The 16,107-nt window shown below is 41.7% G+C and carries 10 protein-coding genes; 4 read left to right on the top strand and 6 right to left on the bottom strand.

Annotation, left to right across the window (positions count from 1 at the left end; genetic code table 11):
- Window positions 1-178: 178 nt before the first annotated feature.
- Together glpK and EHW67_RS04470 are read left to right on the top strand one after the other, a co-directional pair.
- The gene (gene glpK / locus EHW67_RS04475; RefSeq protein ID WP_126161158.1) at window positions 179-1,678 is read left to right on the top strand and encodes a glycerol kinase GlpK; all 1,500 of its coding nucleotides are present in this window, start codon (window positions 179-181) and stop codon (window positions 1,676-1,678) included.
- A gap of 18 nt (window positions 1,679-1,696) precedes the next feature.
- Window positions 1,697-2,425, top strand: a complete 729-nt coding sequence (locus tag EHW67_RS04470; protein WP_126161157.1) for an MIP/aquaporin family protein — start codon at window positions 1,697-1,699, stop codon at window positions 2,423-2,425.
- A 203-nt stretch (window positions 2,426-2,628) separates the two neighbouring features.
- Here the strand turns inward: EHW67_RS04470 and EHW67_RS04465 are convergent, their stop codons facing one another.
- The 6 genes from EHW67_RS04465 to EHW67_RS04440 all read right to left on the bottom strand — a co-directional run bounded on the left by EHW67_RS04465 (window position 2,629) and on the right by EHW67_RS04440 (window position 10,923).
- Window positions 2,629-3,918 (bottom strand): BaiN/RdsA family NAD(P)/FAD-dependent oxidoreductase, encoded by a 1,290-nt coding sequence (locus tag EHW67_RS04465; protein ID WP_126161156.1) that lies wholly within the window; start codon window positions 3,916-3,918, stop codon window positions 2,629-2,631.
- Window positions 3,918-4,607: a glycerophosphodiester phosphodiesterase gene (locus EHW67_RS04460; RefSeq protein WP_238389845.1), complete on the bottom strand. Its 690-nt coding sequence runs from the start codon at window positions 4,605-4,607 to the stop codon at window positions 3,918-3,920. Before EHW67_RS04460 ends, EHW67_RS04465 begins: the two co-directional genes overlap by 1 nt.
- 79 nt (window positions 4,608-4,686) lie before the next feature.
- Complete coding sequence (locus tag EHW67_RS04455; RefSeq protein WP_126161155.1) at window positions 4,687-6,477, bottom strand: alpha-amylase family protein; 1,791 nt, start codon at window positions 6,475-6,477, stop codon at window positions 4,687-4,689.
- A gap of 187 nt (window positions 6,478-6,664) precedes the next feature.
- Window positions 6,665-8,980 (bottom strand): glycoside hydrolase family 65 protein, encoded by a 2,316-nt coding sequence (locus tag EHW67_RS04450; protein ID WP_126161154.1) that lies wholly within the window; start codon window positions 8,978-8,980, stop codon window positions 6,665-6,667.
- 101 nt (window positions 8,981-9,081) lie between these two features.
- Window positions 9,082-9,747, bottom strand: coding sequence for a beta-phosphoglucomutase (gene pgmB / locus EHW67_RS04445; RefSeq protein WP_126161153.1), 666 nt, complete (start codon window positions 9,745-9,747; stop codon window positions 9,082-9,084).
- A gap of 156 nt (window positions 9,748-9,903) precedes the next feature.
- The gene (locus EHW67_RS04440) at window positions 9,904-10,923 is read right to left on the bottom strand and encodes a LacI family DNA-binding transcriptional regulator (RefSeq protein WP_126161152.1); all 1,020 of its coding nucleotides are present in this window, start codon (window positions 10,921-10,923) and stop codon (window positions 9,904-9,906) included.
- A gap of 420 nt (window positions 10,924-11,343) precedes the next feature.
- Between EHW67_RS04440 and EHW67_RS04435 the strand changes: the two genes are divergently transcribed.
- Entirely contained in the window at window positions 11,344-14,466 is a 3,123-nt protein-coding gene (locus tag EHW67_RS04435; RefSeq protein ID WP_126161151.1) for a SusC/RagA family TonB-linked outer membrane protein, read from the top strand.
- Window positions 14,467-14,476: 10 nt separating this feature from the next.
- Window positions 14,477-16,033 (top strand): RagB/SusD family nutrient uptake outer membrane protein, encoded by a 1,557-nt coding sequence (locus tag EHW67_RS04430; protein WP_126161150.1) that lies wholly within the window; start codon window positions 14,477-14,479, stop codon window positions 16,031-16,033.
- The last annotated feature ends 74 nt before the right edge of the window (window positions 16,034-16,107 follow it).

Below are 16,107 nucleotides of genomic sequence, written 5' to 3'. Positions count from 1 at the left end.
GTCAATTTTACGCAACGGCTATTGCATAAAGTCTTGAAAAAAGTTGACAATTCCAATGTTCCCAACTTAAGGGTGTTTAAGGTATTGGTATAATTTGGGTAGCCTTTGTGCAAATTTTTTAATAATAGTGTGCTTATTTTATTATCTTGATACCAGCTTAAATTTTTATCCCTTCAATATGGAAAAATATATACTTGCATTGGACCAAGGTACCACCAGTTCACGGTCTGTTGTTTTTGATAAAAAGGGCAATATCATTTCGGTTTCCCAAAAAGAATTCACACAGTATTTTCCCAAACCGGGTTGGGTAGAACACGATCCCCTGGAAATATGGTCTACCCAAGCAGGAACAGCTGCGGAAGCAACCACCAAGAAGGGGATTTATGGGGCCGATATTGCAGCTATAGGAATCACCAACCAACGTGAAACGGTGGTTGTTTGGGACAGAAATTCTGGAAAGCCGGTGTACAATGCTATTGTTTGGCAGGACAAAAGAACTTCAGACTACTGCGACGAACTAAAAAAACAAGGTAAGTCCAAGTTGATTAGGGAGAAAACCGGATTGGTGATCGATTCGTATTTTTCAGGGACCAAGGTGAAGTGGATTTTGGATAATGTTGAGGGGGCCCGGGAAAAGGCCGAGGCTGGGGATTTAATAATGGGGACTATAGATTCTTGGTTAATTTGGAATATGACCAAAGGGGAGCTCCATATTACTGATGTGACCAATGCTTGTAGAACCTTACTCTTCAATATTAATACCATGGAATGGGATGATGAGCTCTTGTCCCTCTTTACCATTCCCAAAAGTATGCTGCCCCAAGTTAAACAGTCCAGTGAAGTTTACGGCCATACCAACCCCAATTTCTTTGCCAGTAAAATACCAATAGCAGGGATAGCTGGAGATCAACAAGCAGCCCTTTTTGGTCAAATGTGTACCAAACCGGGAATGGTTAAGAATACCTATGGCACAGGCTGTTTTATGTTGATGAACATTGGGGAAAAGCCTATTGTTTCAGAAAATAACCTCTTGACCACCATAGCTTGGAAGATTAATGGGAAGACCCAATATGCCTTGGAGGGAAGTATTTTCATTGCCGGGGCGGTAGTACAGTGGTTAAGGGATAGTTTAATGATTATTAAAAAGTCCGAGGAGGTAGAAAAGCTTGCCAGATCTGTAAATAGTTCAGATGGAGTATATTTTGTGCCGGCTTTTGCCGGTTTGGGGGCCCCTTATTGGAACCAGCATGCGCAAGGGAGTATTTTTGGGCTTACCAGGGGTAGTACCGATGCCCATATTGCCAGGGCCGCTCTGGAGGCTATTGCCTTTCAGACCATGGATGTGCTAAAGGCCATGGAGGCAGATTCAAAGATCTCTATCAAGGAATTACGGGTAGACGGGGGTGCTACGGTAAACAATTTACTGATGCAGTTTCAGGCCGATGTGCTGAATACAGCCACAGTTCGTCCCAAAGTAGTGGAAACTACGGTGATGGGAGCTGCCTATTTGGCCGGATTGGCAGTGGGATTCTGGGATAGTCTGGAAGAAATTCAAAAGATATGGCAAAGTGATGTAAATTTTCAGCCCACTGCTGAAAGAACAGAAATAGAACAAAATATAAAAGGCTGGTACCGAGCAATAGATGCCGTGGAATACTGGTCCAAATTAAACACTTAAATAATAAACCAACTAAATATGACTCCATTTATTGCCGAAATAATCGGCACATTTTTTCTGATCCTTTTAGGGGGCGGGGTAGTAGCCAATGTAATTTTAGAAAAGACCAAATCCAACGACCAGGGCTGGATGGTCATTACAACGGCCTGGGGGCTTGCCGTATACGTAGGGGTAGCGGTGGCCGCACCGTATAGTGGAGCCCATCTTAACCCCGCTGTGAGCATTGGGCTCGCTGTGGCAGAAAAGTTTAGCTGGACCTTGGTGCCCACTTATATATTGGCTCAGTTCATAGGGGCTATGTTGGGGGCTTTGATCGTTTGGCTCGTATACAAAGACTATTTTGATGCCACCCCTAACAAGGAGTTAAAGCGGGCTGTTTTCTGTACTTCCCCGGCAATTAGGAATATATCGTCCAATTTTTTTAGTGAGGTGGTAGGAACTTTTACCTTGGTCTTTGTGGTGCTTTATTTTACCGATGCTACCATAACCGATACCAAAACGGTTATTGGCCTTGGCTCCCTTGGGGCACTGCCGGTAGCACTGTTGGTGTGGGTAATTGGACTCTCCTTGGGTGGTACCACGGGCTATGCCATTAATCCGGCAAGGGATTTAGGGCCTCGGATCATGCATGCCATAATGCCAATTAAGGATAAAGGTGGCAACGATTGGGGGTATTCCTGGGTGCCAGTTGTTGCTCCTATCCTAGGGGCTACTTTGGCAGGGATGCTGATGCTATTGCTGTCCTAAGGCAAGTGTCAGCCATAAGTTGCCTTGGTGCCTACTATATTCACATATAATGTGCGCCAATGTTAGTGGGGCCAAGAAACCGGAATCTTTAATAAAGTGGTTAAATTTGGGCGCACCCTGCAACACAATTAAAGATAACTTTAAACAAATATCGGGGCCGCGGCATCATCTCAATTATTAAGGGGTACTGTTTATGGGCGCCATTATGTAGTAGAGGCAATGGCCTTAGCAGCTATAAAAGCCCCGGTCCATGCGTTCTGAAAATTGAATCCGCCTGTAATGGCATCTACATTTATTACTTCCCCTGCAAAAAAGAGGTTAGGCAGTACTTTGCTTTCAAAGGTCTTAAAATTTATTTCTTTTAAATCTACTCCTCCAGCCGTGACAAATTCCTCTTTAAAGGTACTTTTGCCATCCACTTGAAACCTGCAATTGGTAAGTTGTTTGGCTAAATTCTGCAATTGTACCTTAGAAATGTCGGCCCATTTGTCGGCTTCGGAAATATCGGAAGCCTTAACCAAACTTATCCAGAGTCGTTTTGGAAGGTCAAATGATTTGGTCCGTAACACGGTCTTTTTCCCTTCTATTTCCTTTATTTGCATTAATTGTCTTAGCGCCCCTTCTTCATGAAATTCGGGCAGCCAATTTACTCGTATGTTAAACTTGTAGTTTAGTTCGTGCAACAATTGCGCACCCCAGGCAGATAATCGCAAAATACCTGGACCGCTCATTCCCCAGTGGGTGATGAGCAAGGGGCCTTCGGACTCCAAGTCTGCCGGATGTATGCCAAATGTTTTTAACGCAGCACTAAACTTTCCATTTTTCATCTTGGAAGGTAGGATTTTTATGCTGGCATTAGTGCTTACTCCTTGTATGCCCCTAATTCTATCGTCCTTAATGTTAAAAGTGAAAAGAGACGGGACTGCGGGGATTATAGTGTGGCCCAGCTGCACTAACATGTTCCAAATTTTTGGGTTACTACCGGTAGCGACCAATATTTTCTTGGCTTTATATGTGCCTCTTATCGATTTAATTTCCCAGGCATAATCTAAGGCGTCTGTTTTTTTGGTAAGTGGGAGTATGTCTACCACCGAACTGTTTTTGAACACCTTAATGCCCAAACGTTCTGTTTCGGAAACAAAGCAGTCTATGATGGTCTGTGATGAATTGGAGGTGGGGAAAATCCTTCCATCGGCTTCTATTTTTAAACGGACGCCCCTTTTTTCAAAAAAGGCCATAGTGTCTCCACAGCAATGGTTGTGAAAAGGACCAACTAGTTCCCTTTCTCCCCTGGGGTAATTTTTGGCCAGTTCGGAGGGGTTAAACTCAGAATTTGTAACATTGCAGCGCCCACCGCCAGAGACTTTTACCTTGGTAAGTACCTCTTTGCCCCGTTCCAAGATGGCCACCTTAAGGTTTGGATTGGATTCTGCGATATGAATGGCTCCGTAATAACCAGCGGCTCCACCGCCAATAACAATAATATCAAACATTAATTTACTCGTTCAGGAAAGTTGGTAATAATGCCATCTACACCTAATTGGGCAATTTTTTTGATGTCCTCTGGCTTATTTACCGTCCAAGGGTAAATCTTATATCCGGCATTTTTTATTTCATGGGTATTCTCCAATGTTAGGTCTTTATAGGACGGATTAATGGCGACGGCTCCCAACTCCTTGGCTATGTCCAGGGCTTGTAAGGGGTCACCGCCTACCAAGATGGCAATAGGTACTTTGCTGTTTAGCTGGCGCATGGTTTGTAGTTCATCCCATTTAAAGCTGGAAATTAGGAATTTATCTATAGACCAGCCTTTTTCCTTAATGTAGTAATTCATAATAAAGTTTACCCTATCTGCCGTATTGGATCCTTTAAGTTCAATATTCAATTGTACTTTTTTATCTATCAGGTTTAGTACGTCCTGTAAGGTAGGGATCTTGTGGTTGCCGGTAAGGGTTAATTTCTGAAGATCCACAAAATTAAAAGCTTCAATACTCCCAACGCTATCGGTTAGCCTTTTAACATCGGAATCATGGAACACCACGGTTTCGCCACTTTTAATTTTAAAGACATCGATCTCTATCATGTCTACACCCAGATCCATAGCTTTCTGTATGGATGCCAAGGTGTTTTCCGTTTCGTGCCCCATCGCACCTCTGTGGCCAATAACCAAGGGTTTGTTCATATTGTTACAACTTATAAATATAAGGGATAGGAAAAATACTCCAATTGCAGATTTTGTTGTCATAATACTTTTCAATAATCTATTTTAAACTTAAAATTAGGGATTCCAATGGTTTTATATCTATTCTAACATGACCAATTTCATTTTCAACATACAAGGTATTTTTCTTTTGGTTATATAGTTCGTCTATCATGGTGTATTCCTTATTGGTTAGTTGCCATTCCCTTATAATTTCCGCTGGCAACTTTAAATCGAAACCAAAGGTCTGGTGTTCATCAAAGTTAGCAATAATTATGAGCCTTTCGTTTTCAGACCATCTTACAAATGATAAAACTCTGTAATTGTAATAATGGGTATGGTCCCTGTTGTAGTAATGTATGTCCCTGTAGTGCCCCATTAGAGCAGTACTACCTATGGTAAAATTTAGCAGGTTTTTGTAAAAGTTTCGTAATTCCGTCTCTTTATGGGATAACTGGCCGCCATCAAATTTTTTGTTGTTCACCCAGCGTTGAAAATGGGGTACCCCTATATAATCAAAAATAGAAGTACGGCCAGGGGAGCCAAAGCCTGGTTGCTCTGCAGCGGGTTCCCCCACTTCCTGCCCAAAATAGATCATGGTAGGGGAGGTACTAATGGTGGCGGAAACTACCATGCCTGGCTTGGCCTTTTCTGCATTTCCCAGGAATTCAGGGCAGGCAATACGATGTTCGTCATGGTTTTCCAAAAAATGTAGCATATGATGCTCAATATCCATAAGTCCGTTTTGCACCACGGGGATATGGTCTGTCCATCCGTGTCCCTGCATAATGTGCTTTAAGGAGTCGTAGAACTCTACCTTGTCGTACAAATAATCCATTTTCCCCAAAAAAATATAATCCCTGTAACGTTGGGGGTTGTATACTTCCGCCATTAAAAATGCATCTTCCTTTTTCATTTTTATGGACGAATTCATAAAGCTCCAGAATTCTACCGGAACCATTTCGGCCATGTCGTATCTAAAACCGTCTATGCCCATATCTAACCAATAAAGGGCTATATCCCTAAACTTTGCCCAAGAATCAGGAACGGATTTCCCTTGCCAAAATGCATAATGCTCAGAGAAGTCTTTTTGGCTAAAATCATTGGGCAGTGTTTCAAAATCTTTCCTTCCATTGGGAGCAATGCCGTAATTAATCTTTACGGTCTCGTACCAGTCATCAAAATTTGGTTTGGACAAGCGTGATCCATTTCCCGTCCATTTGGCCGGGAATTCCGTGAATTTACTGTCGCTCATCCTATAGGACTCCCCTCCCAATGGCAAATAGCCATCTCTCCAATCCGGTACTGAAAAGGCTTCGTCTAGGTTATAGTAAAAATTGTTGTCCTTGTCATAGGTCAGCGTGGTATTGTCCGTAGCACCAAAGTCTACAACCCCATCGGGGTTGTTTTTTCCTTCATATTTTCTTGCAATGTGATTGGGAACAATATCTATGATAACCTTTAATCCTGTTTTGTGGCTCCTTTCAACCAATTCCCTAAACTCTTGGTTTCTTTTATTTGGGTCATCGGCAAGGTCCGGGTCTACACTGTAATAATCCTTCACGGCATATGGGGACCCGGCTCTTCCTTTTACAATGTCCGGGTCGTCGTTTGATATGCCATAGGCCGTATAATCCCTGATTACGGCATGATGGGGAATACCGGTATACCATATATGGGTTACGCCCAAATCCTTGATTTCCCGCAAGGCCTTTTCCGTAAAATCACTGAATTTCCCCACGCCATTTTCTTCAATGGTGCCCCAAGGTTTGTTATGGGTGTTTGTGTTTCCAAACAACCTGGTGAATACTTGGTAGACAACGGTTTTGTTGGGGTGTGCAGTCTGATTCATTGCTAGATTTTTTTACATAGGTAATTCCAGTCCTATTGCCAGTTCTGGACAAAATTGTATCTGTCTGTGATGCTGAACTCTTTATTCATTCGAAATTTATTGATACGGCCATTTGTATTTCTTAAAATATTCTTTGATGACGGCATGCTCTTCTTCTGTTTACAAAATAGCCCTATAGCAATAAGAATTATATTATTGCTGCGTATGTTTTCTTTTCGGCCTTTAGTACCAAACGCTTACCGTTTAGCTTAATGGGCATTTCCCGGCTACCTTCCAGTTCAAAACTACTCTCCTTATCTTTTACCTTTACCTTTATGATATTTCCTCTAAAATTCACCTTAAAAGAGTAGGATTCCCATTGTTTTGGTATCCTGGGGCAAAAAGATAGTTCGTTCTCCAAGACTCTCATGCCTCCAAATCCTTCCACTATACTCATCCAGGTGCCTGCCATGGAGGTAATGTGGAGTCCTTCCTCCACTTCTTTGTTGTAATCGTCCAAATCTAAGCGTGACGTACGTAGGTAAAAGTTATAGGCTTGTTCCATTCTATTTAGTTTGGCAGCTAGAATACTGTGAACGCAGGGAGAAAGGGAGGATTCATGTACCGTGAAGGGTTCGTAAAAATCAAAATGCCTTTCCAGTTCTTCCAAGCTAAATTGGTCCTCAAAGAAGTAAAATCCCTGTAGGGTATCGGCCTGCTTGATATAGGGAGACCTTAGAATTCGGTCCCAACTCCATTTCTGGTTAATGGGGCGATCTTTTTTCATTAAGTCTTTCGCTGGGATCAATTCCTTGTCCAAAAAGCCGTCCTGTTGTAGGTATACCTTGTTTTTTTTATCATAAGGGAAATACATATTGGTAGCCACTTGATCCCATAAGGCTGTCTCCTGCTCCGATAATTGGGTGATCTCTATAATCCTTTCGTAGTCATTTGGATGGTCTTCTTTTACCTTTAGTAAGGCTTCAAGTGTATACTGAATGCACCATCTGGCAATATAGTTTGTGTACCAATTATTGTTAACGTTGTTTTCGTATTCGTTGGGGCCGGTAACTCCCAGGATTACATACTTGTTTTTCTGTGAAGAAAATGTGGCTCTTTGATGCCAGAAGCGGGATATCCCAACTAAAACTTCCAGGCCCATTTCTGGGATATAGGAGTCATCTGCGGTAAAACGTTGGTAATTGTAAATGGCAAAGGCAATAGCGCCATTTCTATGTATTTCCTCGAAGGTTATTTCCCATTCGTTATGGCACTCTTCCCCGTTCATGGTTACCATAGGGTACAATGCAGCCCCGTCCTTGAAACCAAGTTTTTGGGCGTTTTCAATAGCTTTTTCCAAATGGTTGTACCTATAGGTGAGAAGGTTTCTCGCTACGGTATTGTTTTTGGTGGCCATATAAAAAGGAATGCAATAGGCCTCTGTATCCCAATAGGTGCTTCCTCCGTATTTTTCACCTGTAAACCCTTTGGGGCCAATGTTGAGTCGGGAATCCCTCCCTAAATACGTTTGGTTTAAATGAAAAATATTAAAGCGAATGCCCTGTTGGGCCCTTACATCACCTTCTATGGTAATATCGCTCATATTCCATATTTGGGACCAAGCTTCCTTTTGTCGTTCCAATAAGCTATCAAAGCCTATGGCCGTAGTCTCTTGCAATAGTTTTTTGGCTGCTGGGACAAGTGCATCCACTTTGTGGTTGGTAGAGACGGTGTATCCTCCAAATTTAACTAAGGTTAAGCGGTCGCCTTTGTTGATCTCCTTTTTAAATTGATGAACTACTTTATTGGGCTGGGTTGTCTCAATGGGCGTTGTTGAAACGGCCTCTTCATTGTGGAACAAACCAGATTCCATAAAAGTACAGGTGTAAAAGTTGGTCTTCAGGGTGTGGGCCTCCAAAAAGGCCTGACATCCCTTGGATTCCGCTTTGGTAGTATTCCAAAATTGGTCGTCCCAATTACTGTCTTCATTGGTAATCCCACTGTCCAAATAAGGGTGATAGGCAATGCTCATATCTTGGTTTACTGCGGTAATTTCGTATTTAATGGCACCTACTTCATCATAGTCCAGACTTAGAAAACGGATAATTTTGGCTTTAATAACAGTGCCGTTTAAGAGGGTAGCTGTAAAACTTCGGCTATACCAGCCTTGTTTCATGTTGAGCTCCCTGTGAAATTCATCTACACTTTTGCAGCTGTTTAGATCCAGTTCTTCACCATTGATAAATATGTTGATGCCAATCCAATTGGGCGCATTCAATACCTTGGCAAAATATTCCGGGTAGCCATTTTTCCACCATCCAACCTTGGTTTTGTCGGGGTAGTAAATACCCGCAATATAGCTCCCCTGGAAAGTGGGGCCAGTGTATTTTTCCTCAAAATTGGCGCGTTGTCCCATGGCGCCATTGCCCAGGCTGAATAAGCTCTCAGAAGATTTTACCCTAAGCTTGTCATATCCTTCTTCAATTATGGACCAATTGTGGGGCTTTATATAATCTTGATTCATTATTCTGTAGTATCAGCGTTATTGTAATGGACGGCTATGGTTTGGGTGTGTATTTTGTTCCAAACAATAGGTCCTAATGTACAAATTATTGCTGAGGTCTACTACTCTTGTGGTATTAAGAGGCTGTTAAGAAAACTATTGTCCATTTCAGTAAAATTGGAGAAAACATATTGTGCGTCAAAAAGGACCTTGGCATCCCCTATACCAATACTGATCATTCCTGCCTTGTTTGCGGCTTGAAGGCCGGCAACGGCATCTTCAAAAACCACACAATCATTGGCGGTTAAGCCCATTTTTTTGGCAGCTATCAAGAAAACTTCGGGATCTGGTTTAGCCTTGCTAACTTGGTTGCCGTCTACCACAACATCAAAAAAATCCAACAGTTTAACCTTTTTTAATATTGGGATGGCATTTTTACTGGCAGAGCCCAGCGCTATAGGCATTTCTTTTGCCTTAAGGTGCTGTAGAACCCTCTGTACATCGGGTAAAATTTCAGATTCATCCATTTCTTCAATTTGGGCAAGGTAGTCCTCATTTTTTGCTGTCATCCATGCTTCAAATTGTTCATGGCTCCACTTAATACCGCCTATATCCAATAGTATCTCCAAACATCTTTTGCGACTTACCCCTTTAAACAGTTCATTTTGTTCCAATGTAAATTCAAACCCCAATTTAGAGGCCAATTTTTTCCATGCCAGATAATGGTATTTGGCAGTATCTACTATTACTCCGTCCAAATCAAATATAAATCCTTTTTTATTGCTCATGGTTTTTTCAGTGTTTTTGGGGTTAGCGTTTGCAGGGAGAGAAATGGGCTGCCATCCTGAGTGTCTATTCCATATTTGAACCAATATCTTATATTGGTATTAGGTGTAAGGTGGTTCTTTTGCTGCAATCTGATTACTATGTTAAACGAGTATAGTCTAATTTCCGGTAGATCCGCGTACTATTAAGGTTGGCTCAAGAACTTTTGTGGTATAAGTTTCCTCTTCCTCTTCACTTTCCACTTTTTCAATGAGCATTTCTGCAGCAATTTTTCCCATATCTTCGCCATGTTGTGCAACGGCAGTTAGGCCGGGAGTGGAATATTTGGATAATAGACCGTCCGTAAACCCTATAAATGAGATGTCCTCAGGGATTTTTATGCCCAAGCTTTGTACAAATCTCATACTGTGAATGGCAAATATTTCATTGACACTTAGAACGGCGTCAACCTTTTTATTTGTAAAGAACTCCTCTATTCCCTTTTCATCCACTTCCATTGAGGGAAATTCCAGGATGAGATCTTCATTTATTTCAAGGTCATTGTCCAATAGCGCTTCCCTGTAGCCTGCTGCCCTGTCCCTACTTACGCTAAAATAGTCCTTGGTAGTAATGAGGGCTATTTTTTTTCTGCCTTCGCGTATAAAGGTCGTTACAGCATTGTACGCGCCCTTTTTATCGTCTATAACCACCTTGTCACATTTGATCTCTGGAGTTACCCTGTCAAATAGTACTAAGGGGATGCCCTGGGCAGTAACCTCTTTTAGGTGGTTGTAGTCGTTTTTTAGTTGTGTGCCTGCAGATAATGCCATAATAAAACCGTCTATACTGCCGTTGGCAAGCAATTCCATGTTGATGACCTCCTTGTCAAAGGATTCGTCAGAAACACAAACAATAACATTGTAACCTTTGGCGTTGGCATATTTTTCTATACCCCTGAACACCGTTGTGAAAAAATGATGTACAATATCGGGGATGATCACCCCTATATTCTTGGTTCGTTTATTTTTTAGGCTAATGGCTATATTATTGGGTTTGTAATTGTATAGCTTGGCAAAAGCCTGTATTTTTTCTTTAGTGTCCCGGCCAATTTCCTCACTATTTTTTAAAGCTTTGGAAACTGTGGAAATGGAAACCCCTAATTCTCGGGCTATGTGTTTAAGCGTTATTTTTCTTTTCAAGGGTTGTTTTTTTGCAGGGTGAATATACTACTAAAAAAGCAAAATGGGATAGGTCTGTAATTTCGGTGTAGCAATATAGACGGTATATCCATTTTAATCGGTACAATATATTTAAATAAGGATGTCTGTGAGTGCAAATGTTAAAAAAATATAGACAAATATCAAAATATCATTAACAATGAAAAATGCGTATATTTACACATATATACTGTAATTTGTTATGTATGTAATTTAATTTGTAATTGTGGCATTCATATATTTAGGTGTAAAAATGACCTACCGAAAACGATTTAGTTGTTTTAAAGGCTTAAATTTAAGCGATAGAGCAAAAAATTAACATTTTATTGTATACATTGGCAGTAAATAACTTGGTTTTTCCAGCTTATTAACTTATTCTAACTCGATTAAAACTAACTGTTTATGAAGATTAATTTACTCAAAAGCCTATTTCTGTTCGGAACATTATTGTGTTTTGGAATGGTAACGGCGCAAGAGGTGTCAGGTACGGTATCTGATGCTACAGGTCCCTTACCGGGAGCCAGCGTTGTGGTGAAAGGAACCACCACAGGAGCGCAAACAGATTTTGACGGTAATTACACGATAAGTGATGTAGGTCCCAATGCCACTTTGGTTTTTAGTTATATTGGCTATAAGACCCAAGAGGTGGTTGTGGGAAATCAAACTACAATCAATATTACCATGGAGGAAGATGCAGAGACTTTGGCCGAAGTGGTTATTATTGGTTATGGTACTACTACGGTAAAGGATGCTACCGGTTCTGTCTCGGCAGTAACCTCCGAAGATTTTAATGGAGGGGTTATTTCCTCCCCGGAACAATTAATACAAGGTAAGTCGGCCGGGGTTCAAATTTCCCAGGGAAGTGGGGAACCAGGATCAGGCGTGGCTATTAGAATTAGGGGAACTTCATCGGTAAGGTCCAATAACGACCCCCTATTTGTGGTTGATGGTGTTCCGTTGCCATCGGGAAGTAGTTCTTCCGAAGGAACCGATATTGGGGTAGGGTCTAGTTCAGCGAGAAACCCTTTGAGTTTTTTGAATCCCAATGATATTGAGAGTATGAGTATCCTTAAAGACGCTTCCTCAACTGCTATTTATGGTTCTAGAGGGGCTAATGGGGTTGTTATTATTACCACCAAAAGTGGTAAAGGAGGAGCCCAAGGGGGTACTTGGGAGTTTTCTTCCGATTTAAGTTTTTCCTCCCCGGCCAACGAATTTGATTTGTTGAATAGAAGTGAGTTTTTGTCTGCGGTACAGGCCTTTGGAGGAACTGCAACAGATTTGGGCAATGATACGGACTGGCAGTCCTTGGTCACCAGAAACTCTTCTTCTACCAATAACAACTTGGCCTATTCCCAGAACTATGGATCTGGTAACGTTAGAGCAACCTTTAATTATGGCAATCAATTTGGGATTGTCCCAAAATCTTCGCAGGAACGTATTACAGGAAGGCTAAACCTTGCCCAAAGGTTGTTGAACGATAAACTAAGATTAGATCTGCAGAGTACCCTTTCCAGGGTAAATGATGAGGCTCCACCATTAAGTGGTAGCGCCGGATCTACAGGGGATATGTTAGGAGCGGCTTATTCTGCCAATCCTACCTGGCCCGCCAACAGTACCTTTAACCCAGGTGATAGGATCAACCCCTTGAACTTGTTGGAGAACTGGCAAAGTTTAACGTATACTGATCGATTTTTGATTAATTTTTCGGCCTCATATGATATTGTGGAGGACCTTACTGCTAAGTTGACCGTTGGTTACGATAAATCCGAATCCACCAGGGAGGCTTCTTTGGGTAGCAGGTCCTTTAATGTGGGGCGTGGTGCCGGTGGTAATGGTAGGGGTACAATAAATGACCTTACCCTGGAGAACAGGTTGCTGGAGTTTACATTAAATTATAAAAAGGAATTTGATAATTCGGTTTTGGAGGCCTTGGGTGGATTTTCTTACCAAGATTTTAACTCCAGAGGGAGAAATGTGGAAGGATGGGGCTATTCTACAGCCAATCTGAACGATATGGCAGAGGACTTGACCGCTGCGGGCAATAAGATAGAGTCCATGATAACAGGCTCCTATCAGCAATATGGCTATGCCTCGGGAGGTGATGCCGATCTTTTTGTAAATCGGTTGTTTCCAGAGCCGGTGTCAGACCGCCTTGGTGCTGTTAGCTTGCCAGTGCAATCTATTTTTGCCGATACCTTTGATAATACCGATGAGCTTCAGTCTTTCTTTGCCCGTGCCAATTATAGTATAGCCAGTAAGTACTTGTTTACTGCTACGGTCAGGGCCGATGGTTCTTCCCGTTTTGGTGAGAATAATCGGTATGGTATATTCCCCTCGGCAGCTTTTGCATGGAAAATAAGTGAAGAAGACTTTATAGGAGATGCCATGTCTACCTTAAAACTTAGATTGAGCTACGGTATTACCGGTAATCAGGACGGTTTGGGATATGGTAGATTCGTTAGAAGGGAACGATATTCCACTACCACCAATGGAGATCCAAATATCAGTGATGGTGGAGACGTTAATGTGCCTGGTATTTCTACTGTAGAATTTGCCAACCCTGATTTAAAGTGGGAGGAAACTACCCAATATAATGTAGGACTGGATTTTGGGTTTGCAAATGATCGTTTTAGTGGGTCGGTAGATGTGTATCGAAAGGAAACGAGGGATTTACTGCTTAATATTGAGGCTGCACAGCCTTCCCCGCAACCTACCTTTTTTCAGAATTTGGATGCCTTGGTGTTGAACCAAGGAGCGGAATTTTCTCTTAATTACGATATATTGCAGGGAGATGATTATAGTTGGACTGCCGGTTTTAATGTTTCCTATAATAAAAATGAAATCCAAGATTTTGACGGGGAAATAGCTGCAGGAACCATTCGCGGAGCTGGACTTAGTAATGCCTTTGCGCAACGTCTGGCATCTGGACAACCTTTATTTTCTTTCTATTTAAGGGAGTTTGTAGGGTTTGATGAAAATGGTAATCCCGTGCACGAAGGAGGGGTGGATAATCAACAATTTGTTGGAAAAAGTGCCCTGCCAGATGTCACTGGAGGTTTTTCAACCTCGGCCAATTATAAGAACTGGTCGGCCTCCCTTTATTTCAATGGGCAATTTGGCAACTATATCTACAATAATACCGCCAATGCCTTTTTTACTGGAGGTGCCATTGGTAGTGGTAATAATGTAACACAAAATGTGGTGGAATTGGCAGGACAGGAAGGTAGATTTGCCGAAGCATCGGTTTCTACCAGATTCTTGGAAAAAGGAGATTTTGTAAGATTGCAAACTGCATCAATTTCTTATGATGTTCCTTTAAAGGAAGGCTTGTTTAAGTCTATGAGGCTTAGTCTTACCGGTCAGAATCTTTTTGTTATTACAGATTATTCCGGTCTAGATCCCGAGGTTAGTGTGGCTCCGGCAAGTGCCGCCCTATTAAATGGTTTGCCTATAGCGGGAATCGACTATAGTGCCTTTCCAAGGCCAAGAACATACACTTTAGGATTTAACGTAACATTTTAATTAGAGCATTATGAACATACAAAAATATATGAAACCCGTTTTTGGCTCCCTATTTGTATTGGTAGGTCTGGTTTCCTGTACCAATCTGGAGATAGAAGAAACGGATTCGATCATAAGTACAGCAGTCGATGGTGGTTTTACACCAGTGGCTAACCCTGCATCTTCTCTTAGTGACCTTTATAATAAAGTGGGTGGCGATTTTGCAACTCAAGAAACCATGTACGCCATGTCCGAGGTTACTACAGATGAGCTGTTGATACCAACTCGAGGAACTGACTGGGGCGATAATGGGATATGGAGACAGTTGCACACCCATACTTGGACCCCTGCGCATTTATTCATTAAAAATGCCTGGAACAACCTAAATCAGAATGTATTTAGGGCTTCGGAGATTATAGAAAGTAATCCAGCGGCCTCAGTACTGGCAGAAGCCAAATTTCTTAGAGCATTTAATATGTTTTTTCTGATGGACTTTTTTGGTTCTGTACCCTTTAGGGAGGTAGATGAAGGACCAGAAGTGAATCCTAGGGTGTTGACCAGAAGTGAGGCTTTTAATTTTGTAGAGTCCGATTTACTGGATGCCTTGTCCGGTTTGTCCGATGGTAGCCCAGGGACAGCTAATACAGGTACCGCCACTAAGGCAGCGGCAAATTTTCTTTTAGCCAAAATATACCTAAATTCCCATATCTATAATGGAGGTGCTGTTGATAACGCTAATATGCAAAAAGTTATAGACGCTGTTGATGACATAGCGGATTTGGGTTTTGGAATAGAAGAGGGGTATTTTCAAATATTCGAATCCTCAGATGATAACGAGACCATTTTCTACTTAAATAGCGATATAGGAGCGAGGATTTGGAATAGTATGCATTACAATATGAACTCCCCTGACAACACCGGTGGTGGCTGGAACGGGTTTTCTACCTTGGCCGAATTCTATGACTCTTTTGAAGGTGATCCCAATACCAATTATGTAGGGGATGGCCAGGAAGAACGAAGAGGCTGGGTTCCGGATGCCTCCAATGCCAATAATATTAATTTGGGCCTTGGATACGGCTTTTTGATCGGTCAGCAGTATAACGAAGATGGTACAAAATTGAAAAATAGACAGGGAGGCGATTTAATATTGAAAAAAGAACTGACTTCCTTGGTAGGAAACGGAGAAGCTGACGGTATCAGAATTCTTAAGTACCATCCAAATGATGGGGGTGAAATTAATTCTTTTAGAAAGCATCAGATTATGTTTAGGTATTCGGATGCACATCTTATGAAGGCAGAAGCTATGATGCGGATGGGTGGTGATCCAACAGAAATGGTAAATGAGTTAAGACGTTCAAGGGAAAATACCCCAGAATTAGCAAGCGTGTCAGAGGATGAGCTATTGGCAGAAAGAGGTAGGGAATTGTATATTGAGTTTTGGAGAAGGAACGATATGGTACGTTTTGATAAATTTACCGAGCCATGGAATTTGAAGGAGATAAGTGGAGATCCTAACTTAAATCTTTTTCCCATACCTGAAACAGCTTTGCTGTCCAATCCAAATTTGGTACAGAATCCAGGATACTAACGCGGTAGTATAATAGTCCCAGTAAATGGGAACTGTTCTGAAGAAAAAGAAAAGCCAGTGAATTAGTTTTCACT

Origin of the sequence: Arenibacter aquaticus (genome assembly GCF_003957295.1) — a bacterium.
GTDB lineage: Bacteria > Bacteroidota > Bacteroidia > Flavobacteriales > Flavobacteriaceae > Arenibacter > Arenibacter aquaticus.
Note: the sequence above shows the minus strand (reverse complement) of the source record. Positions and strands in the feature narration are given on the sequence as shown.

Bases quoted from the DNA above. Each gene is read 5' to 3' on its own strand.
- glpK (WP_126161158.1), top strand. From the start codon at position 179: ATGGAAAAATATATACTTGCATTGGACCAAGGTACCACCAGTTCACGG.
- EHW67_RS04470 (WP_126161157.1), top strand. From the start codon at position 1,697: ATGACTCCATTTATTGCCGAAATAATCGGCACATTTTTTCTGATCCTT.
- EHW67_RS04465 (WP_126161156.1), bottom strand. From the start codon at position 3,918: ATGTTTGATATTATTGTTATTGGCGGTGGAGCCGCTGGTTATTACGGA.
- EHW67_RS04460 (WP_238389845.1), bottom strand. From the start codon at position 4,607: ATGAACAAACCCTTGGTTATTGGCCACAGAGGTGCGATGGGGCACGAA.
- EHW67_RS04455 (WP_126161155.1), bottom strand. From the start codon at position 6,477: ATGAATCAGACTGCACACCCCAACAAAACCGTTGTCTACCAAGTATTC.
- EHW67_RS04450 (WP_126161154.1), bottom strand. From the start codon at position 8,980: ATGAATCAAGATTATATAAAGCCCCACAATTGGTCCATAATTGAAGAA.
- pgmB (WP_126161153.1), bottom strand. From the start codon at position 9,747: ATGAGCAATAAAAAAGGATTTATATTTGATTTGGACGGAGTAATAGTA.
- EHW67_RS04435 (WP_126161151.1), top strand. From the start codon at position 11,344: ATGAAGATTAATTTACTCAAAAGCCTATTTCTGTTCGGAACATTATTG.
- EHW67_RS04430 (WP_126161150.1), top strand. From the start codon at position 14,477: ATGAACATACAAAAATATATGAAACCCGTTTTTGGCTCCCTATTTGTA.